General features: G+C 74.7%; 17 protein-coding genes and 3 pseudogenes. 14 read left to right on the top strand and 6 right to left on the bottom strand.

Annotated elements, in window-relative coordinates:
• Nucleotides 1-36 precede the first annotated feature (36 nt).
• The 3 genes and pseudogenes from EV374_RS12760 to EV374_RS12750 form a co-directional block, all read left to right on the top strand.
• On the top strand, nt 37-1,269 hold the full coding sequence (locus tag EV374_RS12760) for a TIR-like protein FxsC (protein WP_132234870.1): 1,233 nt from the start codon (nt 37-39) through the stop codon (nt 1,267-1,269).
• Between the two features lie 16 nt (nt 1,270-1,285).
• Entirely contained in the window at nt 1,286-5,197 is a 3,912-nt protein-coding gene (fxsT, locus tag EV374_RS12755; RefSeq protein ID WP_132234868.1) for an FxSxx-COOH system tetratricopeptide repeat protein, read from the top strand.
• Nucleotides 5,198-5,278: 81 nt separating this feature from the next.
• Nucleotides 5,279-5,479 (top strand): annotated as a pseudogene (locus EV374_RS12750) (transposase); the annotation flags it as partial.
• 180 nt (nt 5,480-5,659) lie between these two features.
• Here the strand turns inward: EV374_RS12750 and EV374_RS12745 are convergent.
• Nucleotides 5,660-7,744, bottom strand: a complete 2,085-nt coding sequence (locus tag EV374_RS12745; protein ID WP_165947772.1) for a serpin family protein — start codon at nt 7,742-7,744, stop codon at nt 5,660-5,662.
• Between the two features lie 27 nt (nt 7,745-7,771).
• Between EV374_RS12745 and EV374_RS32520 the strand changes: the two genes are divergently transcribed.
• Nucleotides 7,772-8,080: a transposase gene (locus tag EV374_RS32520; RefSeq protein ID WP_165947771.1), complete on the top strand. Its 309-nt coding sequence runs from the start codon at nt 7,772-7,774 to the stop codon at nt 8,078-8,080.
• 130 nt (nt 8,081-8,210) lie between these two features.
• On the opposite strand, the gene EV374_RS12735 is transcribed toward EV374_RS32520, so the two are convergent.
• The 3 genes from EV374_RS12735 to fxsA are packed head-to-tail and all read right to left on the bottom strand — an operon-like array spanning nt 8,211 to nt 11,464.
• Nucleotides 8,211-9,968: an aKG-HExxH-type peptide beta-hydroxylase gene (locus EV374_RS12735; RefSeq protein WP_132234862.1), complete on the bottom strand. Its 1,758-nt coding sequence runs from the start codon at nt 9,966-9,968 to the stop codon at nt 8,211-8,213.
• Nucleotides 9,969-9,972: 4 nt separating this feature from the next.
• Nucleotides 9,973-11,271 carry an FxsB family cyclophane-forming radical SAM/SPASM peptide maturase gene (locus EV374_RS12730; RefSeq protein WP_207914123.1) on the bottom strand — a complete coding sequence of 433 codons (1,299 nt, stop codon included), beginning with the start codon at nt 11,269-11,271 and terminating at the stop codon, nt 9,973-9,975.
• A 1-nt stretch (nt 11,272) separates the two neighbouring features.
• Nucleotides 11,273-11,464, bottom strand: a complete 192-nt coding sequence (fxsA, locus tag EV374_RS12725) for an FxSxx-COOH cyclophane-containing RiPP peptide (protein WP_132234860.1) — start codon at nt 11,462-11,464, stop codon at nt 11,273-11,275.
• Between the two features lie 452 nt (nt 11,465-11,916).
• Between fxsA and EV374_RS12720 the strand changes: the two genes are divergently transcribed.
• The 10 genes and pseudogenes from EV374_RS12720 (at nt 11,917) to EV374_RS12680 (ending at nt 22,929) form a co-directional block, all read left to right on the top strand.
• Complete coding sequence (locus tag EV374_RS12720) at nt 11,917-12,423, top strand: hypothetical protein (RefSeq protein ID WP_132234858.1); 507 nt, start codon at nt 11,917-11,919, stop codon at nt 12,421-12,423.
• A complete protein-coding gene (locus tag EV374_RS12715; RefSeq protein ID WP_132234856.1) occupies nt 12,423-13,829 on the top strand; it encodes a hypothetical protein in 1,407 nt (468 codons plus the stop codon). Before EV374_RS12720 ends, EV374_RS12715 begins: the two co-directional genes overlap by 1 nt.
• Nucleotides 13,826-14,089: pseudogene (locus EV374_RS33385) on the top strand (VWA containing CoxE family protein); the annotation flags it as partial. The gene EV374_RS12715 and the pseudogene EV374_RS33385, both read left to right, overlap by 4 nt.
• Before the next feature lie 150 nt (nt 14,090-14,239).
• Nucleotides 14,240-15,310, top strand: a pseudogene (locus EV374_RS12710) (vWA domain-containing protein); the annotation flags it as partial.
• Between the two features lie 14 nt (nt 15,311-15,324).
• Entirely contained in the window at nt 15,325-16,434 is a 1,110-nt protein-coding gene (locus EV374_RS12705; RefSeq protein ID WP_132234852.1) for an ATP-binding protein, read from the top strand.
• A complete protein-coding gene (locus EV374_RS12700) occupies nt 16,431-19,268 on the top strand; it encodes a DUF5682 family protein (RefSeq protein WP_132234850.1) in 2,838 nt (945 codons plus the stop codon). The genes EV374_RS12705 and EV374_RS12700 overlap by 4 nt, the downstream gene beginning before the upstream one ends.
• Nucleotides 19,269-19,383: 115 nt before the next feature.
• Nucleotides 19,384-19,734, top strand: a complete 351-nt coding sequence (locus EV374_RS12695) for a YciI family protein (protein ID WP_132234848.1) — start codon at nt 19,384-19,386, stop codon at nt 19,732-19,734.
• 2 nt (nt 19,735-19,736) lie between these two features.
• Nucleotides 19,737-20,948: a sigma-70 family RNA polymerase sigma factor gene (locus EV374_RS12690; RefSeq protein WP_132234846.1), complete on the top strand. Its 1,212-nt coding sequence runs from the start codon at nt 19,737-19,739 to the stop codon at nt 20,946-20,948.
• Between the two features lie 101 nt (nt 20,949-21,049).
• Nucleotides 21,050-22,183: a glutamate--cysteine ligase gene (locus EV374_RS12685; protein ID WP_132234844.1), complete on the top strand. Its 1,134-nt coding sequence runs from the start codon at nt 21,050-21,052 to the stop codon at nt 22,181-22,183.
• A 68-nt stretch (nt 22,184-22,251) separates the two neighbouring features.
• The gene (locus EV374_RS12680; RefSeq protein WP_132234842.1) at nt 22,252-22,929 is read left to right on the top strand and encodes a DUF1028 domain-containing protein; all 678 of its coding nucleotides are present in this window, start codon (nt 22,252-22,254) and stop codon (nt 22,927-22,929) included.
• Between the two features lie 75 nt (nt 22,930-23,004).
• Here EV374_RS12680 and EV374_RS12675 read toward each other — a convergent pair whose 3' ends face one another.
• Entirely contained in the window at nt 23,005-24,789 is a 1,785-nt protein-coding gene (locus tag EV374_RS12675) for an N-acetylglutaminylglutamine amidotransferase (protein WP_132234840.1), read from the bottom strand.
• 171 nt (nt 24,790-24,960) lie between these two features.
• Nucleotides 24,961-25,386 (bottom strand): MarR family winged helix-turn-helix transcriptional regulator, encoded by a 426-nt coding sequence (locus EV374_RS12670; RefSeq protein WP_486485728.1) that lies wholly within the window; start codon nt 25,384-25,386, stop codon nt 24,961-24,963.
• Nucleotides 25,387-25,409: the final 23 nt, after the last annotated feature.

Below are 25,409 nucleotides of genomic sequence, written 5' to 3'. Positions count from 1 at the left end.
TCCGTACGATCGTGGAACCCGTGAGCGGAGGCGGGCGTGCCACTCTTCTTCCTGAGCTACGCCCATGAGGACAACCGCAACGGCCAGGTGCAGGAGTTCTTCGGCGATCTCAGCGAGGCGGTGGCCCGGCTGGCCGGCGTGGGCTGGGACCAGGCGGGATTCGTCGACGGGCAGATGCCGCTCGGCGCGACCTGGTCGCAGGAGCTCGCCGACGCCCTCGCCACCAGTTCCTGCCTGGTGGCGCTGACCTCCCCCCGCTACGTGGTCAGTGACTACTGCGGGCGCGAGTTCCGGGTCTTCGCCGACCGGGTCGACGCGCACGAGCGGGAGTTCCGTCGCCGTCCCCCCGCCGTGCTGCCGATCCGCTGGATCCCCTGCGACCGGGTGCCCGAGGCGCTGACCGGCTTCCAGCACAAGAACTTCCCGGCCGGCGCCGTGTACGCCCAGGACGGCCTGCTCACCCTCAAGCAGCGCCGCCGGCACCACGACGAATACCAGGACTTCGTCGACGCGCTGGCCAAGCACATCGTGCAGACCGACCGCGAGCACCGCCTGCTCCGGCCCGCCCGACGGCCGGTGCTCGCCCAGGTCACCAGCGCCTTCGAGACCACCCGCCGGCGGCCGGCACCCGGCTCGTCCGCCGCCCGGTCGCCCCGCTCGACAAGCGCCCGGCACGTCTGGTTCGTCCTGGCCGCCGGCAGCGCGGCGGAACTGGCCGGCACCCGCAGCGGGGCGGAGGAGCGCTACGGCGCGCTGGCCCGGGACTGGCGGCCGTACCGCCCCGAGCTGGAGGCGCCGATCGGCAGCTACGCCGGGGCGGTCGCGACCACCAAGAGCTACGGCTGGACGGTCGAGGACGCCGTCGACCTCGCCGAGGTGCGGGAGTGGGCCCGGGCGCACAACCAGATCGTCGTGCTCGTGGTGGACGTCTGGTCGGCCGGCCTGCCGCGCTACGAGCTGAGCCTCGTCGGCTACGACCGCGACCCCGACAGCACCACCCCGGTGCTGGTGCCCTGGACGGCCGCCGACGACGCGGCGGCCGACGGCAACCAGCGGCTGTGGGAGACCCTGGCGCGCGTGCTGTCGCACCACGTGGTGCGCAACGATCCCGCGATGTGGCGACCGGAGATCGCCACCGCCGGCCGCTTCCACGCCGAGCTGGAGGACGCGCTGGTCGTGGCCCAGAGCCGCATCTACCGTACGGGCACGGTCTACCAGGAGCCGCCGTCGGACGGCCCGGTGCACCGCCCGATCCTCGAAGGTCCCTGATGGAGGCGGTCAGCCGATGGCGGTGAACGACGCGGCACGCGGGCAGATCGTCACGTTCTACTCGTACAAGGGCGGCACGGGACGCACGATGGCGCTGGCCAACGTGGCCTGGATCCTGGCCAGCCAGGGGCTCCAGGTGCTCGTGGTGGACTGGGACCTGGAGTCGCCCGGCCTGCACCGCTACTTCCATCCGTTCCTGCGCGACTCCGAGCTGCGCGCCACCCCCGGGGTCATCGAGATGATCTGGGATTACTCGATGGCCACGATGCAGCGCAACCCCGGCGACGACCCGCAGGAACTGCTCGCCGGGCACGCCAAGATCCAGCGGCGGGCGGTCTCGCTGAACTGGGAGTTCCCGCACGGAGGCGTGATCGATTTCGTGGCGGCCGGCCAGCAGGACTCGGCGTACTCGCGGCTGGTGAGCACCTTCGACTGGTCGAACTTCTACGAACGCCAGGGCGGGGCGGCCTTCTTCGACGCGGTCCGCGCGCAGATGCGCGCCGAGTACGACATCGTGCTGATCGACAGCCGTACGGGCCTGAGCGACGTCGCCGGCATCTGCACCGTGCAACTGCCCGACACCGTCGTCAACTGCTTCACCATGTCGACCCAGAGCATCCGGGGCGCGTCGGCCGTGGCCCGCTCGATCCGCGCCCAGCGCCCGGACGACCCGCCGCTGCTGGTGCCCGTGCCGACCCGGGTGGAGGACGCCGAGCTGCGCAAGCTGGAGACCGGCCGGGACCTGGTCCGGGCCGAGTTCGCGTCGTTCCTCGACCACCTCTCCGACGCCGCGCGGGCCCGCTACTGGAACACCATCGAGGTGCCCTACCGCGCGTTCTACGCCTACGAGGAGATCCTCGCCGCGTTCGGCGACCGTCCGGAGCAGGCGGGCACCCTGCTGGCGGCGTACGAGCAGCTCGCGTCGGTGGTGACCGGCGGCCGGGTCACCCGGCTGGAGCCGATGCCGGAGGAGGAACGGCGCCGCTCGCTGACCGCGTTCGAGCGGTCCCGGCTCACCGCCGAGCAGACCGTGCTGGTCGGCTACGCCTCGGTGGACCGGCTCTGGGCGGAGTGGATCAGCGACCAGCTCGAGGAGGCCGGGCTGCGGGTGGACCGCCGCGCGGTCGACGTGCCGGTGCGCGCGGGTGGCCGCACCGAGTTCGACCGGGCGCTCGCCGCCGCCAGCCGGGTGCTGGTCGTGCTGACCCGGCACTTCGCGGCCACGCCGCTGGCGGGGGAGGCGTGGAAGGCCGCCGCCAGCCGGGACCAGGTCGCCGGCACCGGCGTGCTCGTGCCGCTGCGGGTAGACGAGTCCCGGCTCGCCCTGCCCTACACCGACCGCACCCCGGTCGACCTCAGCGACGTCGACGCCGGCACCGCCCGGACCCTGCTGCTCGAGGAGGTGGGCGCACCCGCGCACGCGGTGACCGGGCGGGCGGTCGGCCGGTTCCCCGGATCGTTCCCGGCGGTGTGGAACGTGCGCCAGCACGGCACCACCTTCGTCGGCCGGGCGGCGCAGCTGGAGGCGCTGCGCGACCGGCTGACCGCCTCGCCCGCCTCCGGCGTGCAGGTGGTCCACGGTCTCGGCGGGGTCGGCAAGACCCAGCTCGCCGCCGAGTACGCGCTCCGCTTCGCCCGCGACTACGACGTGGTCTGGTGGATCCCCGCCGACAGCGAGGAACGGATCCGGGGCGGGCTGGCCGACCTCGCCGAGGCGATGGGGCTCGGCGCCGGCGGTGGTGGCGAGGCGGTCCGGCGGGTGCTCGACGCGCTGCGCCGGGGCGGCCCCGGCCGGCGCTGGCTGATCGTCATGGACAACGCCGACGAGCCGTCGCGGGCCACCCGGGCGCTGCTGCCGCAGGGCCCCGGGCACGTCCTGCTCACCACGCGCGACCAGACCTGGAGCGAGTACGCGGGCGCCACCGAGCTGACCGTCTTCGACCGGACGGAGAGCGTCCAGCTGCTGCGCGACCGCGTCCGCGGCCTCACCGAGGAGGAGGCGACCCAGGTCGCGGAGAAGCTCGGCGACCTGCCGCTGGCGGTGGAACAGGGCGCCGCCTACCTGCGGGCCACGGCGCTGCCGGTGCAGCAGTACCTCGCCTCGCTGGACACCCCCGGCCTGCTGCGCATCCTCGAGGGCCGGCAGTCGGCCGGATACTCCAAGACGCTCGCCGCGACCTGGCTGGTGACGCTGCGGCAGCTGCGGCAGGAGAAGCCCGCCGCCGCGCGCCTGCTGGAGCTGTGCTCGTACTACGCGCCGGAGCCGATCCCGGTCGCGATGCTCACCGGCGAGCGGTTCGCCGTCTTCATGGCCCCGTTCGACCCCACCCTCACCGACCCGATCCTGCAGGGGCTGGTCACCGCCGAGCTGGGCCGCTACGGCCTCGCCCAGGTCGACGCGGAGAACAACACCGTGCGCATCCACCGGCTGGTGCAGCTCGTCATCAAGGACCAGCTCGACGACCCCGCCGAGACCCGCCGCCAGGCCCAGTCGCTGCTCGCCGCCGCCAGCCCCCGCGATCCGGACAAGCCGGCCAACTGGCCGCGCTACGCCGAGCTGTGGCCGCACGTACGTCCCTCGGCGCTGCACGAGTCGACGGCCGAGGAGGCCCGCCAGCTCGTCGCCGACACGGTGCGTTACCTCTACCGGCGCGGGGACTACGAGTCCGCGCGCTCGCTGGCCGAGGACGCGTTGGAGCGCTGGCGCGACACCGACGACGACGACCCCACCAACCTGCGGATGCGGTTCCACCTGGCCAACGTGCTGCGCGCGCAGAGCCTCTTCGACCGGGCCTTCGAGATCGACCAGGACGTCTACGACCGGCAGCGGCGGATCTTCGGTGAGCACCACCTCTACACCCTCATGACCGCCCGCAGCCTCGGGGCCGACCTGCGCGCCCAGGGCCGCTACCACGACGCCGAGCAGCGCGACCGGCGCACCCTGGAGCTGAGCGTCCGCAGCTTCGGCGAGGACAGCGGCCGTACGCTGACCGCCGAGAACAACCTCGCCGTCTCGCTGCGGCTCGTCGGCCACTTCCGCGAGGCGGCCCAGCTCGACCAGCACATCTACGAGCGGCGCCGGGAACGCTTCGGCGACGAGGACCCGTCCACCCTCGCCTCCGCCAGCAACTACGGTCGGGGGCTGCGCGACACCGGGGAGCTGTGGCGCTCGCACAGCGTCCTGCAACGCACCTCCGCCAACCAGCAGAAGATCATCGGCCCCGACCACCCGGAGACCCTGCGTACCGCCAAGGAGCTGGCGCTGACCCTGCGCCAGCTCGGCCGCTTCGCCGACGCGCACCGGGTGCTGGAGCGCACGGTGGTGCGCTACCAGCGCACCCTCGGCGGCGAGCACGCCGACACCCTCTCCTGCGAGATGGCGCTGGCGACCACCTGGTCGGCGGTGGGCGACAACCCGACCGCGCTGCGGATGGCGCGGCGGCTGCGCGACGCGTACACCGAGGTCCTCGGCGCCGACCACGCCATCACCCTGGCCTGCCTCAACAACCTCGGCGTGTTCCTACGCAAGGGTGGCGACCACCCCCAGGCGCTCGACCTCGCCCAGCGGGTCCGCGACCAGCTTCTCGCCAGCCTCGGCGAGCGGCACCCGCACACCCTGCTCGCCACGCTCAACCTCGCCAACGACCTGTACGCGCTCGGCGAGCGCGACGCCGCCCTGCTGCTGGACACCACCGCCTACGTCGAGCTGATCCGGGCCCTCGGCGCCGAGCACCCGGACAGCGTCTCGGCGGCGCTCAACCTCGCGGTCAGCAGGATCGCCACCGAGAGCGAGGCCGACGCCGGCCGCGCCCTCTACGACGACGCGTTCGGCCAGCTCGTGCAGCTGTTCGGCGGCGACAACCCGCGGGTGGTCCAGGCCCGCCAGCGCGACCGGTTCAACGGCTACATCGAGCCCGCCCTGCTCTGAGAGCGCGTTTGGGATGTGCGCTGGTCGAGCGTGTCGCACAGTGGGTCCGGTCGATGAGTCGGGTCCGGTCGGTAGGCGGATGTGGATCGAGTGCGGCGGTACCCGTCTGACCTGACCGATGCCGAGTGGGAGATCATCGAGCCGATGCTGCCGTCGCCGCAGTGGATGGGCAGGCCGGAGAAGCATCCTCGTCGGGCGATCGTCGACAGCATCCTGTACGTGGTGCGGACCGGGTGCGCGTGGCGGTATCTGCCGGTCGACTTCCCGCCCTGGCAGACCGTGTCCTCCCGCCCACCGTCGGCTGGCCCGCGACTACGAAACCCGCCCGGCCACCTCGGAGTCCATGATTCGCTGGGGCCGCCATCGCCGGCATGCTCGGCCGCCTGACCCGAGGCGGACCCGCCACCCGCCAACAACGCCGCACCTTCAACACACCCGACTGACAGGCATATGGACCGCTCTCTAAGCGGACGCTGCCTCTGGTTGCGCGACCCAGCCGGCGATGAGCGCCAGCCCAGAGTGGCGGTGCCTGGCGACGAACCCGAATGGCCGGTCCAGCAGCAGCCGCACCTGCAGCAGGCGCTTCGACGGTGGCGCGCCCTTGTACTGGATCCCGATCGCGGTCGCCACGACCGCCTCGAACCCTTCCGCGGTGAACGACGTGGTGAGGTCTTGCGCTGCCGCGCCGACGCCCAACGGGAGGTCACTCAGGCCCGGCAGTTGCTGCTCGCTCAGGTCCGACACCGCACGCAGCCCGAACACCTCGGCGTGCGCGAGCAGGTCGTGCGACGAGCTCACGGTGAACCGGGGCAGGCTTACCAGCAGCCCAGGGCTGTCGTCGTGCGTCCAGCCGAGGTCCACGGACACGCCCGGCGCCGTGTCGCCCTGCGCGAGCTGTGAGCCGCGCCGGGTCGGCGCCGCCGATCGGGTGTCAAGTGCGGCGGCGAGGACCGCGGTGGCCGGGGCGTCGGGCAGGCCGATGGCCAGGTCGACGTCGATGCCGTCGGTGCCCTCGACGGTCAGGACGGTGACCTGTCCGGCCGGGGTGTCGTACACGGCGAGCAGGTCACGGTTGGTGGTGCTGCGGTGCAGGCCCCAGAGGGCCTGTCCGGTCCAGGGTCCGTCCTCGGCGGTCAGCACGCCGTCGTCGAACGGCTGGACCCACGTGGTCCGGGCGACCAGCACCGACGCGAGCATCAACATCGTCAGCGGATCGATCGTGACGGGCATCCGGTCGAGCGCGCCGTCGGTCTCCCCGCGCACCCAGCGGTCGAGCACTTCCTGGTCGTAGAGCACCCTGACGGTGCGGGCCGGCAGGCTGTCTCGCCACGAGGCTTTCAGGTTCAGCTCGGGGCGGGCCCAGACGCCGATCGCGGCCCGCAGGCCGGGTGTCGATCGCAGCAGCGCGACCAGCGCCGCCGCAGTGGAGGCGGCGTCCTCGGCAGACACTCCCGTCGCCGCCGTCAACTCGTCGCGGCCCGCACCGTCGGCGGCCGGAGCCAGATAGGCCAGCAGCGGCCACACCCCGGCCCCGGACACCGCAGCCGAGGCTTCGGAGCCGAGCGTGTCCACCCACCGCCGCGTCAGCGCGTTCACGCCCGCCACCGCTTTGTCGATCACGACGACACCATGCGCCTTGACGGCAGCGAGTGCAGCTCTCCGCTGCGCTGCTTCCTCAAATTCGCTGACCGTGACGCCACGCGCCCGCAGCTGCGCAACCTGGTGCGCAGGCAGCACGGCGAGTGGGGTGACGTTCAGCTCACGCAGGTTGCGCAGCGCCTCCACGCCCGCCAGCGACCGGATGCGGAACTCGTCGGACTCGCCGTCGAACTGCTGCCACACCAGGTGCGCCGTGTCGTGACCACCACCCATGAACCAGCCGAGGGAGTGGACGGTGTCGAGCGCCGCCTGGGGTATCGCGACCGTCATCAGCCGGGCCAGGTTGCCTTCGTCGAACTCGAACTCGTCGAAGAAGTACGTCGGCGGCAGCTCGACCGAGTCCGTCAATGCATCGAGCACTGCCAGTTTCAGTATCGGATCACTGAATGGCGCCGCCGCCTCGACCGGGTCAGGCAGGAAGTTGTCCAGCTGGACTCCGCGCGCGGCCAGCGCCACGAGCACCTCGTGGCCCGCTGGGTGAAGCACGGCCGCACAGCCGATGCGCACCCGCTTGAGCTGATCGCAGGCCAGCAGCGGGGTCAGGTCCGCGTCCGGCGGCACACCGACCCACAGCAGCTCCAGCTCAGGCAGCGCGGTGAGCGGTCCGAGATCACTGACCTCGGATTCGCGCAGGTTCAAGGTGCGCAGGCTAGAAAAGCCCTCGATGCCGGCCAGCGACCGGATGGTGCCGTCGGTGCCGTCCGGCAGCGCATCCCACAGATCCGCCGCGTCGGTCCAGGACGCCTGATCCGCGTCCGCCGAGACTTCCAACGCGAGCACCTCGGCATACCGGGCTTTGAGCTCCTCGACCGGACGTTCGCGGATCTCGGCGACCGCGTCGTTGAGATAGTCGGCCTCAAGCAATGCCAAGCGCAGGCAGGGATCCACGCAGGAAACCTACCCCCGATCCGGCACGTGTTCGCCGACTCCGGTCGTGCCGGCCGTCTGGTCGACTGGACCCGCGACACGCTGCGCACCACTCTGGAGATCGTGCGAAAACCCGCCGACCAGAACGGGTTCGTCGTGCACCGCCGCCGTTGCGTCGTGGAGAGGACCCTGGCCTGGCTGACCGCCCACCGCCGGCTGGCCCGCGACTACGAAACCCTCCCTGCCACCTCGGAAGCCATGATTCGCTGGGCCGCCATCGCCGGCATGCTCAGCCGCCTCACCCGAAGCGGACCCGCCACCCGCCAACAACGCCGCACCTTCAACACACCCGACTGACCCACATGTGAAACGCCTTCTGAGCGCCCGGTCTGGTCTCACCGCCGGTCGGGCCCGAGCGCCCGCCCTGCGCCGAGCGTCGCCCTGGTCCGAGCGCTCGCCCTGCGCCGAATCCGGCCGGGAGGGCGCGCTAGTCGGGGCCGGCGGCCAGCCAGGTCGCGACCGCCAGCGGGTCGGCGCCGGGCAGCCGCCGGCACAGCGCCCGGACCAGGTCGGGGCGGGTGGTCAGCACCCGTGCGGCGGCGGTACGCCCCAGCCGCCCGGCGGCCAGCGCGACGCCGACCAGCGCGTCGGCGTCCCCGGGGTCCCCGGCGAGCCGGCGGCGGTATCCGGCCAGGGCGCCGACGGCGTCCCCCGCCGCGTACGCCCGGTCGGCCTGGTCCACCCGCCCCGGCGCGTCCGCCTCGCCGCTGCCCGTGCCGCGGTGCTCCGTCGTCGCCAGCAGCAGCCGCCGCCGCACCGCCGCCTCCGCGCCGGTGTCCCCGGTCGACGCGGGCCGGGCCGGGCCGGGCACGACGGCGGGTGCGGCGATCGGCGGCGGGGGCCGACCCCGCCGCCACGCGTGCGCCACCTCCGCCACGCCGTCGTCGTCGGGGACCAGGTTGGCCAGCGCCCAGCGCACCGCCCCGCCGTCCGCGACGTCGCGCGCCGCCGCCTCGACCCGCGCGTCGCCGGTGGGCTGCCAGCCGCGCAGGGTGCCGGCCATGCCCGCCACGAAGGCCCGCCCGTCGTCGGTCAGCTCCGTGCTGCCGGCGAGCTGCGCGACGGCTCGCGCGGTCTGCACCCGCCAGTACGCGTACTCGAACGCGCAGCGGACGTCCTCGTGCTGTCGGCAGCGCCACACGTCGGCCACCCCGAGATGGGCGTACGCGCCCTGCAACAGCGCGCCGACGGGGCGGGGATCTGACCGCCACGGCGCCCGGTGGCGGGCCGGGCCGCCCGGCGTGTGCAGCGGCAGCAGGTCCAGCAGCGCGCCCAGCTTGGTGTGCTGCACCTCGTGCACCAGCAGCAGCGCGAGCGTCTGCGGGTCGGCCGGCACGGAGAGCGCGATGGCACCCAGTGCGGCGCGGCTGGTGGCGCTGACCGGGTGCCCGGACGGCGGCGGCGTGAGCGGCACCACCGTACGCAGCAGCGTGGCCAGCCCCCGGGCGTGCGCCGGCAGCCGGTCGGCCAGCCAGTGCCACGCCTGCCCGGCCAGCCGGTCGAGCCGCTCCGCCGTGGCGTCGTCCAGGCGGCTCGTCGGCGGCCGGTGGTAGCGGCTCCGGTGCGGATCCTGGTCGTCGACGAGCACCCCGGTCGGGGGCGCGTGCGGGCCCGGGGTGAGCCGGCGGCTCGGCAACCACCCGCGTGCCGGGGCGTGACCGTCGCCCGACCCGTCGGTGGCGTGCACGGCATCGGCCGGCCCGTGCACCGACAACCCCGGCGGCGGTCGCCCGTCGCCGGCCGACCGGGGGTCGTAGCGCCGTCCCGTGCCACGCACGAGCGCGGTGCCGGCGCCGAGCCCGACCGCGCCACCCACCGTGGGCAGCAGCAGCGCACCCTGCGGGCAGGGCACGGCGAGTGTGAAGGGAAGGCCCGCGCGCAGGGCGGCGGCCCCCGCCAGCCCGGCCAGGTAGGCCGCGTCGGGGCGGCCGTGCAGGGCGTCCGTGGCCCAGCCGGTGACCGGCGGGTGGGCCAGGACGTGGGCGACGGCCGCCGGATCCGCCCGCTCGGCGAGGGTGAGCAGGGCGAGGCACCGCGCGGCCGGCGAACCGGTCCCGCCCGCGCGGGCGGCGGCGACGGTCAGCAGCCGCCGCCGCCCGAGCTGACCGGCGCGCAGCACCTCGAGCGTGGCGTCGTCACCGTGGCCCGCGGCGAGGCCGGCGAGCTGGGCGGGGGAGAGCACCACCGACTCACCGCCGCCGGGCCGGGGCGGCGTCGGGCGGCGCGGCCAGGGCGCGGCGGCGCAGGGCGTCGACGTCCGCCGCCACCACCCGCCGTACGTGGTCGATCAGCCGGTAGAGGTCGGGGCAGTAGACCGACGGGTGCGCGAAGCCGGCGCCGGCGCGGAAACGGTGCGCGTACAGGCCGCCACCGCAGGCGCTGAGCACGGGGCAGGCCCGGCAGGCGGCGGCCAGGGCGACCGGGCCGGTCGGCCGGCCCGCCAGCGACGGGTGCCGCAGCGCCTCGTCGAAGGAGTGGCGGAAGACGTCGAGGCCGGTACGCATCGACGCGTCGTCGGTCGTCTTCAGGGTGTCGGTGCCCTCGATGGTGCCGTCGGTCTCGATCGTCATGACGTCCGGCTCGGCGAACCCCACCGCAAGGGTGCCGCTGCGGCCGCCGAGCACCAGCGCGATCAGCGACTCGAACAACCGGATCCCCGTGCGGCGGGGCGTCGTGGCGTACCAACGGTCGAAGACGGCCACCAGCCAGTCGCCGTACGGGGTGTCGGTGCCGCCCGGCCGGCGCCCGGGCGGGGGAGTGCTCCAGTTGCCGTGCGGCAGCAGCAGGTCCAGGCGGGGCGGGTCGAACGCGAGCAGCGACTCGTAGACGCCCACCGGGTCGTTGGCCAGGTCGACCGTGCAGAGCAGCCCCGCCCAGCGGGACCGGTGCCGTGGGCGGCCGAGCAGCCGCAGCGCGGCGGCCACGTCGGCGAAACTGCCCCGTCCGTCGGGGTAGCGGCGGTGCCGGTCGTTGGCGGCCCGACCGCCGTCGAGGCTCACCCCGACGTCGATGTCGTGGCGGTGGCACAGCGCCAGGAACTCCTCGTCCAGCAGCACGCCGTTGGTCTGCACGCCGACGTCGAGCGCCGCGCCGGGGGGCAGTGCCGCCCGCAGGGTGCGTACGGTCCGGTCGAGGGCCGCCGGACCGGCCAGCAGCGGCTCGCCGCCGTGCAGCACGACGCGTACCCGGTCGGGGCCGTGCCGTGCCAGGTGCTCGCCGAGGCGCCGCGCGACCTGGGCCACGGTGCCCGGCGCGATCACCCGGGGCCGCTCCCGCCACCGCTGGTCGGCGCTGCGGTAGACGTAGCAGTGGTCGCACGCCAGGTTGCAGCGGCTGTGCACCTTGAGCACGAGCTGCCGGACCCGGGCCGGCGGCGCCGCGCCGGGCCCGCAGGAGCCCGCCGCCGGCGCCGAAAGGTCGTGCCGGGTCGGCGGACGGGTGTGGTCAGGGTGGGGCGGGGCGGCCGACGTCGGGGCGTCGGCGGACACGTCAGAAGCTCGACTCGAACGCCGACACGTCGAGCTGCCGGCCCGGCTCGTCGCCGGCCACGAGCGTGGCCAGCACGTGGGCCAGCACGCCGTCGCCGGCGCCGGCGAGCAGGTCGGCCAGCGGTACGTCCCCCAGCCGCACCAGGGCGGCTCCCGCGTCCACCGACGGTGGCGGCAGTTCGGTCTCAGCCACGGTGGACCGTCCGGCGACCGTGTGGCCTGCCGCGCGTCATCGCTGCGCTCACCCCGCCTTTTCTACACCATCGGGCGCCTGCCCCGACGGCCCGACACCGCACCCCGGGGCGGGCGTCGGCGGCACCCCGACGGCCCTGGCCGACCGACCCGCCGCCGGTGTCTCCGGCGCCGGGGACGCGTCCGGCGGCGCGCGGTGACAGGTGGTGGTGGACCCGGGTGGCACCGGCACTGCCCGGGACCGCGATGACCGGTGACATCCCGCCTCCCGTCGGCGTCGGTGTCCGAAGCATAGGGGCGCGTGGCCTCCGCAGCGACCACCGTCCGTAAACCCGACTCAGGGTCTGTCGTACCCGTGGTCCATGATCCTTGTCGTCACAGCGACGCCGGCGACCCCTCCGGCGTGCGGATGGTCATGGGCGGCGCCGGGAGCGGCGGACGGGAGGTCGGACAGTGGCTGACGCGGAACGGACCGCGTGGCGACGGCGCAGCACGGTGCGGGTGGTGCCGCCCGCGCGGCCCCGCAAGCTGGCCAAGGTGCCCTTCCTGGAGTTGGCCGACGGGCGGTTGCAGGGCGTGGTCTCCAGCGGGTCGGACGTCGACCGGGTCTACGTCTCGTCGATCGCCTCCGGCACCCACGCCTACCACTGCAGCACCAACAACAACCGCCCCTGCGGCGGGCTACGCGGCGCGCCGTGCAAGCACCTGCACGCCCTGGCCGACGAGGCACTGCTCCAGTACGGCGCCGACCGCGTCGCCCGCTACCTGCGGGTCGACGTCGGCGCGGGGGTGGACACCGCCCGGGAGCTGCTGGCCGCCCTCGCCGGGCGGCACGAGCCGACCCCCGCCGCCGTCGTGTTCAGTCGCTTCCTGCGCCACCTGTCCTACCTGGAACTGCCCGGCAGCGCGGTCCCCCTGCCCGAGCTGCACTGGTTCCCGGCCACCGGGGCGGGCCGCTGATGCTCGGCACGCAGCTCACCGTCCTGCGCGACGGCACCCCGACCGGCCTGACCGACGCCCTCGACCTGGTCGCCGGCCTCGACGACGCCCTGCTGCGCGGCCTCGCCCGGGTGGGTGAGGCCGACGCCGCCGCGCTGGCCGCCCTGGCCGGCGCGCTGAGCGCCACCCCGCTCGGCGACCGGCTCGCCGAGGCGGTGGCCAAGGTGACCGCCGGTTCGGTGGCCGAGGAACACCTGCTCGCCCTCGCCGGCGCCCGGTGCGCGCTGCTCGGCGCCGCCCACGACGCGCTGCTCGGGCAGCTCGACACCGCGCTGGGCCGGGTCCGCGCCCCCTGGGCTGCCGGCCCGGTCGAGTCCCCGGGCGCCGGGTCCGCGGCCCGCGCCGGAGCCCGCGCCTGGCTGCACGAGGTGGCGGTGACCGGGTGGGGCGGCGTCGACCACGAGCTGGTGGCCGCCGCGGGAGCGCCGGTCGAGGCCGCCCTCGCCGAGCCCGGCCTGCGCCGGCTGGCGGTGCTGCTCGACGGGCTCGCCGCCGAGCTGCGCGCCTGCGTGCCGGTCGCCACGATGGCGCAGCCGCCGCTGCGGCGCTGGGCCGACCTCTGGGCCCGAGGCGTGCTGCTCGCCCAGGATGCGGCGGCCGAGTCCGTCCCGACCGCCGTCGAGGAGGTCTCCGGGCGGCTGCTCGTGCTCGGCGTCGACGTGCACGAGCACGACACCGCCGTGCAGGCGCAGGTGCACGCGATCCTCGAACCGGCCGACGGCGGGCCGCCGCGGCTGGTCCGCTGCGCGGTCGGCGCGGTCAAGGTGGAGACGATCGTCGGGCCCGCGCTGTGGCGGCTGCTGGACGCCCATCCCGTGCTGCTGGCCGCGCTGGCCGAGCGGCGCAGCCTCACGGTCACCGGGCTGCCGCTGCACGGGACGGACCTGCTCTGGCGCGACGACCGGGTGCGACCCGGCGAGCCGGCCGACCCGTTCGCCACCGCCCGGGTCCTGTTGCCGACGGCCGTCGCGGCGGCGCCGGCGCCCCTGGAGCGGCACCCCGTCGGGATCGCCGAGCCCGTGCTGGTGGAGGGCTACACCGTGCGCGACGACGACGGCACGACGACCCTCGACATCGGCGGCCAGTCGATCGCCGTCGAGGTCGACCGGCTGCCGTCCTGCGGCCCGCTCACCCCCGAGCTGGTGGCCGCCTCGTCCGCGTGCCTCGGCCTGATCCGGTGGGACGACGGGCGGTGGTCGCTGCAACCCCTGGCGGTGCGGGCCACCGTCAAACGCCAGCCGGTCGAGGCGCACACCGGCGACTGGGCGGGCGGGGTCACCGACCCGAAGGTCGCCAAGGCCGAGGCCAAGGCGGGCGACGCCGTGGCGGTGCTGCGCGAGCGCGCGGGACGGTTGCTGCGCCGATGAACGACGACTCCCCGACCCCCGCGGACCTCGCCGACGCCAACCGGCGCCAGGTGCTCTACTGGCGGCTGCTGGCCCGGCTCTTCGACCCCGACGAGCAGCCCACCCTGGAGTCGGCCAGCATGGCGGTCGTCGAGGACCTCGGGCTGCCGGCCGCCCTGCTGGACCCGGCGGTGTCGGTGGACACCGTCGTCCAGCGCTTCCCGGCCGTCGCCGCCGAGCTGCGCGGCCTGCTCCGACCGACCCCCGACGCTCCCGCCGCCGCAACGTCCGAGCCCGCCGAGTCCGCCGAGCCCGCCGCTGGGCCCACCCAGCCCGCCGAACCCAGCGAGCCCGCCGGATCCGCCGCCGGGCCCACCCCGCCCGCCGCCGAGCCCGCCGCCGGGCCTGGCGACCACGGGCCGTCGTCCGCGCCCGGCGCCGCCGAGGTACGCCGCGCCGCGCTGGTGTCGAAGCTGCTGCTCAACGTGTTCGCCACCGGCCACGGGGCGGTCGACGCCGGCCAGCTGGCCCGGTGGCAGTCCGACGCCGGCTGGTTCGAGCAGGCCCTCGGGATGGAGCCCGGCGGGCTGCGCCGGCAGGGCGGCGGCGACGGTCTCGGCGGGGTGCTGGCCGGCATCGAGGGCGACCTGGTCCGCCGGATGCACCTGCGGGAGGTGCTGGCCGACCCGGTGCTGGCCAGCCGGCTGACGCCCAGCATGTCGCTGATCGAGCAGCTGCTGCGGGACAAGGCCAACCTCTCCGGGGTGGCCCTGGCCAACGCCAAGGCGCTCATCCGCCGGTTCGTCGACGAGGTCGCCGAGGTGCTGCGTACCCAGGTCGCGCAGACCAGCGTCGGCGTCGTCGACCGGTCCGTGCCGCCGAAGCGGGTCTACCGCAACCTCGACCTCGACCGCACCATCTGGCAGAACCTGACCAACTGGAGCCCCGAGGACGAGCGCCTCTACGTCGACCGGCTCTACTACCGGCAGACCGCCCGCCGGGTCACGCCGGCCCGGCTGATCGTGGTGGTGGACCAGTCGGGCTCGATGGTCGACTCGATGGTCAACTGCACGATCCTCGCGTCGATCTTCGCCGGCCTGCCCAAGGTGGACGTGCACCTGATCGCGTACGACACGCGGGCGCTGGACCTCACGCCGTGGGTGCACGACCCGTTCGAGGTGCTGCTGCGCACCAAGCTGGGCGGCGGCAACGACGGCCCGGTCGCGATGGCGCTGGCCCGCCCCAAGATCGTCGAGCCGAAGAACACGGTCATGGTGTGGATCTCGGACTTCTACGAGTTCAACCGCTCCCAGCCGCTGTTCGACGGCATCGAGGCGGTGCACCGCTCCGGGGTGCGGTTCATCCCGGTCGGCTCGGTCAACAGCTCGGGCCAGCAGAGCGTCAACCCCTGGTTCCGGCAACGCTTCAAGGACCTGGGCACGCCGGTCATCTCCGGTCACATCCGCAAACTCGTCTTCGAGCTCAAGAGCTTCCTCACCTAGGAGAACAACCCCTCATGTCCGAGATGCTCCGTGCCCCCGCCGAGGTCAAGTACGCCGAGGAACTCGACTTCCTGGAGTCGGTCGACACCGATCCGAAGCCGTTCTCGTGGCGGTTGAGCCCGCGGATGGTCCGCCTGTTCATCCTCGGCTCGGAACGGGCCGACGGGCTCGACCGGGAGATCCCGCAGAAGTGGTTCGGCGACCGCACGTTCGTCGAACGCAGCATCGTGACCCTGGCGTCGGACCGGGGCCTGCTGCTGATCGGCGACCCGGGCACCGGCAAGAGTTGGCTGGCCGAGCTGCTGGCCGCCGCCGTCTGCCGCAACTCGACCCTGGTGGTCCAGGGCACCGCCGGCACCACCGAGGACCACATCAAGTACTCGTGGAACGTCTCCATGGTCATCGCGCGGGGCCAGTCCCGGGAGTCGATGATCCCGTCGCCCATCATGACGGCGATGGAGCAGGGCACCGTCGGCCGGTTCGAGGAGCTGACCCGCTCCACCAGCGACGTGCAGGACGCGTTGATCTCGATCCTGTCGGAGAAGTACGTCTCCATCCCGGAGCTGAACCACGACAACATCGTCTTCGCCAAGCCCGGCTTCTCGATCATCGCCACCGCGAACAGCCGGGACCGGGGCGTGAACGACCTCTCCTCCGCGCTCAAGCGGCGGTTCAACTTCGTCCGGATCCCCGTGGTGACCAACAAGCGCAGCGAGGCCGAGATCGTCCGCTTCCGCACCGAGGAACTGCTGCGCCGCCACCAGATCACGCTGGACGTGCCGCCCACCCTGCTCGACATCCTGTTGCAGAGCTTCGCCGACCTGCGCGCCGCCGCCACCTCGGCGACCAGCGACGACGAGAAGCTGGAGTCGGCGCTGTCCACCGCCGAACAGATCGGCGTCCTGGAGGACGCCATCCTGCACAGTCAGTTCTTCGGCGACCGCACCCTGCGCGCCGCGACGCTGGCGGGGTCGCTGGTCGGCTCGCTGGCCCGGCGCAGCCCCGAGGACCTGGCGATCCTCAACAAGTACCTGCACGGGGTGGTCGAGCCGCGCGCCAAGCAGGACGGCGGCTGGGAGGGCTTCCTCGACGGTGGCCGCCAGGCGATCGCCGCCCTGTCGTGACCGCGCCCACCACCGCCGGGCCGTTCGGCGCGCTGCGCGAGCAGCTCACGGCCGCCGCCGGCGCCTTCGCCGGCAGCTTGGGCGCCGTCGCGGAGATCCTCGCCGGCATCGTCGACGACGTCGACCGCGCCCTCGGCGAGGAACTGGAGATCTTCCCGGTCTGCCACCACTCTCCGGCGTCCGCGCTGGCCATGGTCCGCAGGCTGCGCGCGAAGCAGCCGAAGGTGATCTACCTGGAGCTGTGCGAGGACCTCCAGCCGCTGCTGGGCGAGCTGCGCAACTGCAGCCTCCCGGTGGCCGTGCAGGCCTTCGCCTCGGAGCTGGACGGCTTCCCGGCCGACTGGGGGCCGCTCAGCGTGGTCGCGCCGATCACCGAGGCCAGCGCGGAATACCAGGCCATCGCGTACGCGCTGGAGACGCCGGGCGTCGAGCTGGTGCTGGTGGACCGCTCCACCGACCACGTCTTTCAGTGGTCGCCGCGCCGCCCGGCCGACGCCGCCGACGAGGCCCCGGCCGGCGGGGACGTGGAGGCCGCCGCGCCGGCGGGGGAGGAGGCTGCCCTGCACGGCGACGCGGTCGGGGTCGAGATCGGCGACCTGCGGCCCCGCTTCGCGGAGCTGGAGGCATACCTCCTGCACCACGGCAAGGTCCGGCACTGGTCGGAGTGGTGGGACCAGTACGTCGAGCAGCCGCTGGCCGACGCCGACCACGACACCTACCGGCAGGTGATGGTGCTGATCGGCAGCCTGTTCCGGCGGCTGCGCCCGGCCGGGGCGGAGCGGCAGGACCGCGACGAGGACCGCGAGCGCTACATGTGGACTCGGATGCGGCAGCACCTCGCCGCCTCCGGGGCCGACCCCGCCGACTGCCTCTACGTCTGCGGCGCGTTCCACGCCGCCAGCCGGGTGGAGCAGTTCGGGCTGCGGGCCGACGCCCCCTTCGAGATCGGCCCGCGCACCGGCACCCGGTGGCACTACGGGCTCATCCCGTCCAGCCACTCCGCCATCGAGGCGCAGTTCGGCCTCGCGCCCGGCTCGGTGTCGATCGCCTCCGCCACCTGGACGAAGGCGGTCGCCCGCACCAAGCTGAGCCCGTTCCGGCTGGAGGGGCAGCGCGGCGGCCGGACCCGCACCGGCGGCCGCCGCCGCGCCACCCCGGCGCCCGGGCCCGCCGCCGGAGTCGCCGACCGGCTCTCCGACTACCTGGCGCAGCCGCCGGCGACGCAGGGCCTGGACGAGGCGGAGCTGCGCGGCTGGTGCGTCGACATCGTCCGGCTGGCCCGGCGCAACGGCTACCTGGCCAGCACCGCCGACGCGATCGCCGTCTTCGAGACCTCGATCCTCCTCGCCGGCCTGCGCAACCGCGCGCGCCCCACGCCGTACGACTTCGCCGACGCGGCGGTCACCTGCATCGAGAAGGACGTCGTCCCGGGCCGCCGGGACGTCCGCCGGCTCTGCGAGATCCTGTTCGGCGGCGACCGGGTCGGTCAGGTGGGCTACGAGGCCCTTCCGCCGCTCGCGCGCGACGTCCACGACCGGCTCGCCCCGCTCGGGCTGGACCTGGAGAAGCGCACGATCCAGCGGGCCCTGGTGGACCTGCGGGCCAACCCCGAGCTGGTGCCCTGCTCGGATCTGCTGTGGCGGCTGCGGCACCTGCTGCCCCGCGACGCGGTCCGGCCCATCATGGGCGAGCGCCGGCTGGGGCAGCGCTCGATCCAGGAGAGCTGGGACCTGGCCCTCGGCCGCAGCCAGCGGGCGCTGATCGAGCTGGGCTACGAGGGGGTGACCGTCGAGCAGGTGCTGGAGCAGCGCCTGCGCCGCGTCGTGCGGGGCCCGGAGGCGACGGCCTCGGTCGCGCTGGAGGCCGTGGAGGACGCCATCCGGCTGCTCGACAGCCCGCGCCTGGTCGACGAGCTCGGAGCCCGGGCGGTGGAGCTGCTCGCCGCCGAACGCACCGTCGACGACGCCCCCGAGGTGCTGCGCCGGATCCGGCGGCTGCTGGCCCACCACCGCGCCACCGGGCCGCTGCCGACCTGGTGCGAGGCGTTCGTGACCACCGGGTACGCGCACTACTGCACCCTGCTGCCCACCGCGTTCCTCGACGAGGAGAGCGGCGTGCGTCAGGTCGGCGCCATGCTGGGCTTCCTGTTCGGCATGGAGAGCCTGGCGCTCTCCCTGGGCTGCGACCGGTCCCAGCTCGAACTCGCCGTCGCGCAGTCGCATCCGGAAACGCCGGCCAAGGTGGCGCTGCTCTGGGCCGCCCGGCACCAGTTGGGCCTGCTGCCCCTGGCCGAGTTGCGCGAGCGGTGCGCCTCGCTGCTCGCCAACCCGCTGGTGGTGCCCGCCTTCCCGCAGTACCTCAGCGGCTTCGTGCAGGCCCTGGAGCCGGTGCCGGGGCTCGCGCCGTTCGTCGTGGAGGTGATGTCGTCCGCGTTCGCCCGGCTGCCCGACCCGGTCCTGCTGCCGTGGCTGCCCACCCTGATCACCACGCTGCGCGAGCACGGCGCGGAGCTGGTGCCGCTGCTGGTGCGGGAGGCGGGGCGTACGTTCCCCGGCTCGCTGGCCGCGCTGGACGCCTGGGTGCCGCCGTGGTCGGCCTCGGCGCCGTCGTCGACGCCAGCGGTCCCCGCCGCCGTGTCCGGGCCGGTCGCCGCCCTGCTGGCGGCCAACCCGCAGAGCGTGGACGCCGTCGCCGCGCTGCTCGGTTGCGACGGCGGCTGGCGCGAGCTGGACGCCGCCACCGCCGCCGTTCCCGCCGGCCTGACCACGCTGCTGGCGGCGCATCCGGAGACCGTCGACGCCGTGGCCGACCTGCTGGCGGCCACCCCGCGCTGACCGGCGCCGGCCGTCGGCGGAGCAGTTTCCGGCGGGTTGTCGATCCTGGCCCGCTCCGTTCGTGTGGAGGATGAGAGGCCGGCGGCGCCGCCGGCCGCCGACGCGAGGAGGGGCCATGAAGCAGTACCTGCTCAGCATCCACCAGCCCGACGGTGACGGGCTGCCGGACCCGGAGTTCCTGGCCGGGGTGATGCGCGAGTTGGGTGCCATCCGGGAGGAACTGGAGGCGTCCGGCTGCTGGGTGTTCGGCCAGGGGCTGCACGCGCCCGAGACGGCGACCGTGCTGCGGCCGTCCGGCGGCGAGGTGCTGGTCACTGACGGGCCGTTCGTCGAGGGCAAGGAACACCTCGGCGGGATCACCATCCTCCGGGCGGCCGACCTCGACGCCGCGCTGGCGTGGGGCCGCCGGTACGCGCTGGCCACCACCCTGCCGATCGAGGTGCGCCCCTTCCAGGGCGAGAGCTGACCGTGCCCGACGTGGAGGCTGTGTTCCGCGCGGAGTACGGCCGTGCGGTCGCCGTCCTGGTCCGCCTCCTCGGCGACATCGACCTCGCCGAGGAGGCGGTGCAGGAGGCGTTCACCGTGGCGGCGGCGCGGTGGCCCGAGACCGGGCCGCCGCCAAGCCCGGCCGGCTGGATCATCACCACCGCCCGCCACCGGGCGATCGACCGGCTGCGGCGGGAGGCCTCCCGCGCCGACCGGCACGCCCAGGCCGCCCTGCTGCACGCCCGCGACGTGCCGGCGGAGGAGGGACCCGTGCGCGACGACCGGCTCCGCCTCATCTTCACCTGCTGCCATCCGGCGCTCGGCCCCGCCGCCCGGGTCGCGTTGACCCTGCGGCTGCTGGGCGGCCTGGGCACCGCCGAGATCGCCCGGGCGTTCCTGGTGCCGGAGGCGACCATGGCCCAGCGGATCGTCCGGGCCAAGGCCAAGATCCGCGACGCCGGGATCCCGTACCGGGTGCCCGGCGACGCCGACCTGCCGGACCGGCTCCCCGCCGTGCTGGCCGTGCTCTACCTGATCTTCACCGAGGGGCACACCGCCAGCTCCGGCGACCGGCTGGTCCGCGCCGACCTGTGCGCCGAGGCGATCCGGCTCGGCCGGCTGCTGGTGTGGCTCATGCCGGACGAGCCCGAGGCGCTGGGGCTGCTGGCGCTGATGCTGCTCACCGAGGCGCGCCGCCCCGCCCGCACCACGGCCGACGGCGCGCTGGTGCCGCTGCCCGAGCAGGACCGCCGCCGGTGGGACGCCGGGCTCGTCGGCGAGGGGCAGGCCCTGGTGCGCCGCTGCCTGCGCCGCGACCGGCCGGGGCCGTACCAGATCCAGGCCGCGATCGCCGCCGTGCACAGCGACGCGCCCGACGCCGCCGGCACCGACTGGGCGCAGATCCTCCGGCTGTACGACCAGCTCACCGCGTACGCCCCGGGGCCGGTGGTGGCGCTGAACCGGGCCGTCGCGCTCGCCGAGGTGGCCGGGCCGGCAGCGGGGCTGGCGGCCGTCGAGCGGCTCGACCTGGCCGGGTACCACGTGTTCCACGCCGTCCGGGCGGACCTGCTGCGGCGGCTCGGCCTGGCGGGGGAGGCGGCGCGGGCCTATCGGACGGCCGCCGAGCTGACGGACAACGCGGCCGAACGCGCCTTCCTGGACAGCCGGGCGACCTCGATGCTGACGGGCGGGTGACGCCCGCGCCCCGCGCGTTTGTCCAGCCAATGGGCCGGGAACTCGGGTCGTCCGGCAGCGCGGCGCCCGGCGCGCCGCCCGACGAACGGACGCGAGCGCCCATGACGTACCGTCCGGCACTTGCCACCGCTTCCGACCAGACCACGCTGACGCTCGGGGTCGAGGAGGAGTACCTCCTGCTCGACCCGCGGACCGGGGAGAGCCTGCCGGTCGCCGACCGGGTGCTCACCGCCCTGTCCGGCAGCGCGCGGGAGCAGAGCCGGCAGGAGTTCCGGCACAGCATGGTGGAGATGGTCACGCCCGTCACCGCCGACCTGGCCGAGCTGCGCGCGCACCTGGTGGCGCTGCGCCGCTCCGTCGGCGACGCGGCCGAGGCCGCCGGGGCCCGGCTCGTCGCGGTCGGTGCCACGCCCGTGCACGAGCCGCACCGGACGGTGCCGGACAAACCGCGCTACCACGCCATGTCCCGGCGGTTCGGGCCGGTGGCGCACGACCCCGCCGTCTGCGGCTGCCACGTGCACGTCGGGATGCCCGACCGTGAACTGGCCATCCAGGTCTGCAACCACCTGCGCCCCTGGCTGCCGGTGGTGCAGGCGATCACCGCCAACTCGCCGCTGCACGACGGCCGCGACACCGGGCACGCCAGTTGGCGCTCCATGCAGCTGGAACGCTGGCCCAGCATCGGGCCGACCCCGCACTTCGAGTCGGTCGCCGACTACGACGCGACGGTGGCGGAGCTGATCGACGCCGGGATCATGCTCGACGCGGCGATGGTCTACTGGTACGCGCGCCCGTCGGCCGCGTACCCCACGGTGGAGGTGCGGGTGGGCGACGTCTGCCCGGCGGTGGACGACACCGTGCTGGTCGCCGGGCTGGTCCGCGCGCTCGTCGCGGCGATGGCCGACGACGCCCGCGCCGGGGTCCCCGCCCGACGGATCCGGGACTGCCTGGTCTCCGCCGCGCACTGGCGGGCCGCCCACGACGGGCTGGAGGGCGACCTGATCGACCTTCGTGCCGGCGTCGCCCGTCCCGCCTGGGACCTGGTCGGCGAGCTCGTCGACACGGTCGCGCCGGCCCTGGCCCGCCACGGCGACCTCGACTACGTACGCGACCAGCTCATCCGGCTGCGGCGCGACGGCAACGGCGCCACCCGGCAGCGCCGCGTCATGGCGCGTACCGACAACGACGTGCGCGCCGTCCTGGACCACCTGGCCGCCGAGACCCGCGCCGGCTGAGCCGCCCCGCCCCGCCGTTCCGCAGCCGTGCAGGGTGTACCGGACGCCCGGCCGGGTAGCCGACGACCGTGACCTTCTCGATCGCCGCACGGTGCCCGCGTACCGGCCAACTCGGGGTGGGGGCCCTGACGGCGAGGCCCGCGGTCGGCAAGCTTGTCGCCCACGTCCGTTCCGGCGTCGGCGCGGTCGCGACCCAGGCCACCCCGAACCCGTTCCTGGCCTACGACGGCCTGCCCCTGCTCGGAGAGGATTGCTCGCCGCAGGACGTCTTGACCGGCCTGCTGGCCAAGGACCCGGGCCGGGAGGTGCGGCAGGTCGGCATGGTCGACCGCTGGGGGCGCTCGCACGCCTTCACCGGCGCCCGCACGAAGGACTGGACGGGACACCGCACCGGCCCCGGCTACGCGGTGCAGGGCAACCGCCTGGTGGGCCCGCAGACCCTCGCGGAGATCGTCGGGGTGTTCGAGGACAGCCGGGAACTCGACTTGGCGGAGCGGCTCGTGCTGGCCATCGAGGCCGGGGAGGGGGCGGGCGGCGACCGGCAGGGCGCCCGGTCGGCGACCGTGACGGTGAGCGGCGATGAGCCGTACCCACTGTGGGACGTGCGGGTCGACGACGCCGAGGATCCGGCGCGGGAGCTGCGCCGGCTGCACGGCGTCTTCCGGGAGGAGGTGCTGCCGGCGATCCGAGGGATGCCCACCCGCGAGGACCCCATGGGCGAGGCCGCCCGGCAGGCGCTCGGGTGACCACGCCGTCTGCCGGACTCACACAGCAGCGGTGGTAAGGAACACCCCGCGCCGCCGGTCGCGCGCCGGAAGCCCTCAGCGGATGTCGTGGGACTGGAGCCAGAGTTCCAGCAGGCCGAGCTGCCACAGCTTGTTGCTGCCGGCGGCGGCCTGCGCCCGGTCCGGCTCGGCGAGCAGTTCGGCGACGTACTCGCGGCGGAACAGGCCGCGCTCGCGGGCGGCGGGTGCGGCGAGGGCCTCGGCGACGAGCTGCCGCACCGGCCCGTCGACGTTGCGCAGCGCCGGCACCGGGAAGTAGCCCTTCGGCCGGTCGACCACCTCGACGGGCAGCACCTGGCGGGCCACCTCCTTGAGTACGCCCTTGCCGCCGTCGGCGACCTTGTGCTCGGGTGGGCAGGCCGCCGCCAGGGCCACCAGGTCCTGGTCCAGGAACGGGGTGCGCACCTCCAGCCCCCACGCCATGCTCATGCTGTCCACCCGCTTGACCGGGTCGTCGGGGAGCATCAGATGGGTGTCCAGGCGCAGCACCGCGTCCAGCGCCGTCTGCGCGCCCGGCGCGGCCAGGTCCGCCGCGAGCAGCTCGCGGCTGGCGTCGCGGTCGCAGGCGTACGCCGGGTCCACCACCCGGCTCAGCTCGGCGTGGTCCCGGTCGAAGAACGCGTCGGCGAAGGTGGCCGCCGCGTCGTCGCGGGGCACCCGCGTGAGGGGCTGGTGGTAGCCGTAGCCGGCGAAGACCTCGTCGGCGCCCTGGCCGGACTGGGCCACCTTGACGTGCCGGGCGACCTGCTCGGAGAGCAGATGGAAGGCGACCACGTCGTGGCTGCCCATCGGCTCGGTCATCGCGTGCACGGTCCGCCGTACCGCCGGGACCAGGTCGTCGTCGGCGAGCCGGATGCGGTGGTGGTCGGTACCGAACGTGCGGGCGACCAGGTCGGAGTAGTGGAACTCGTCGCCGGCCTCGCCGCCGCGGCTGTCGAAGCCGATGCTGAACGTCTGGAGGTCCCGCTGCCCCGCCTCGGCCAGCAGCGCCACGATCATGCTGGAGTCCAGGCCGCCGGAGAGCAGCACGCCGACGGGGACGTCGGCGACGAGCCGCCGCCGTACCGCCTCGCGCAGCGCCTCCCCGACGGCGGCCCGCCAGTCCCCGGCGTCCATGCCGGCGTGGGCGGGGTCCCGGGCGTAGTCGGGCCGCCAGTAGACGTGCTGGCGGCTGCGCCCGTCGGCCTCGACGACGCGCACGGTGGCCGGGGGGAGCTTGCGGATGCCGCGCAGGACGGTGCGGGGCGCCGGCACGATGGAGTGCCAGGAGAGGTAGTGGTGCAGCGCCACCGGGTCGATCGAGGTGTCCACGTCGCCGGCGCGCAGCAGCGCCGGCAGGGTGGAGGCGAACCGCAGCCGGCCGGGTGATTCGGCGAGGTAGAGCGGCTTGATGCCGAGCCGGTCGCGGGCCAGCACGAGCCGGCGTCGCCGGCGGTCCACCAGCACGACGGCGAACATGCCGACCAGGTGGTCGACGAAGTGCTCGCCCCACTGCGCGTACGCCACCAGGACGACCTCGGTGTCGCTGGTGGAGTGGAACGTGTGCCCCGCGTCGCGAAGCTCCTCGCGCAGCTGGGGATAGTTGTAGACGCAGCCGTTGAAGATCAGCGCCAGCCCCAGGTCGTCGCGGACCATCGGCTGGGAGCCGGCCTCGGTGAGGTCGATGATGGTGAGCCGGCGGTGCCCGAGGACCACCCAGCCGTCGTCGAAGAGGCCCTCCCCGTCGGGGCCCCGGGAGCGCATCGCCTCGGTCATCCGGGTCACCGCGCCCGCGTCCGGCGTCGATCCGTCGAACCTCGCCTCGCCACTGATGCCGCACATCGTCAGCGGTCACCGTGCTTCCGGGACATCCGACCCACCGTGATCACTCCTGTCGGCGTCGCAGGTGTGCCGGGCCGCCCGCGCGGGGTGACCCGGTCCCGTCGGCAGGACGGGTGGCTGGGCTACCCGCCGCCGGGGACGGCAAACCCCGGTGGCGCGGGCGCCGGGCGGTCAGTCGCGCAGCGTACGCAGGATGCGGGCGAGCTGTTCCCGGTCGGCGGGTGCGAGGCGGCCGAACAGCTCCTCGGCGGCGGCCCGGCGGGCGGCGTGGATGGCGGCGCCGGCGCGCGTGCCCTCCCCGGTCGGCGCGACCAGGGTGGCGCGCCGGTCCGCCGGATCGGGCCGGCGCCGCACGAGCCCGCGCGCCTCGAGGTCGTCCACGACCTCGGTGGCCGAGCGCGGGGCGATGCGCAGGTGCTCGGCGAGCGCGCTGAGCCGCAGCGCGCCGTGCCGCATCAGCACGCCGAGCGCCCGGGACTGCCCGGGCGTGACGTCCCAGGGCGCGAGCGCCTCGCGGGTGCGGTGGCGCAGCCTCCGGGTCACCGCCCAGAACGCCTCGGCGAGGCCGTCCCCGGCGTCGTCCGTGTCTGCCGTCACGGGGAATACGGTAGCAGCAGGAG

The organism is Micromonospora sp. CNZ303, assembly GCF_004345505.1.
This window is presented reverse-complemented; position numbering and strand designations above follow the sequence as displayed.

Bases quoted from the DNA above. Each gene is read 5' to 3' on its own strand.
- EV374_RS12705 (WP_132234852.1), top strand. From the start codon at position 15,325: ATGTCCGAGATGCTCCGTGCCCCCGCCGAGGTCAAGTACGCCGAGGAA.
- EV374_RS12685 (WP_132234844.1), top strand. From the start codon at position 21,050: ATGACGTACCGTCCGGCACTTGCCACCGCTTCCGACCAGACCACGCTG.
- EV374_RS12715 (WP_132234856.1), top strand. From the start codon at position 12,423: ATGCTCGGCACGCAGCTCACCGTCCTGCGCGACGGCACCCCGACCGGC.
- EV374_RS12675 (WP_132234840.1), bottom strand. From the start codon at position 24,789: ATGTGCGGCATCAGTGGCGAGGCGAGGTTCGACGGATCGACGCCGGAC.
- EV374_RS12695 (WP_132234848.1), top strand. From the start codon at position 19,384: ATGAAGCAGTACCTGCTCAGCATCCACCAGCCCGACGGTGACGGGCTG.
- fxsT (WP_132234868.1), top strand. From the start codon at position 1,286: ATGGCGGTGAACGACGCGGCACGCGGGCAGATCGTCACGTTCTACTCG.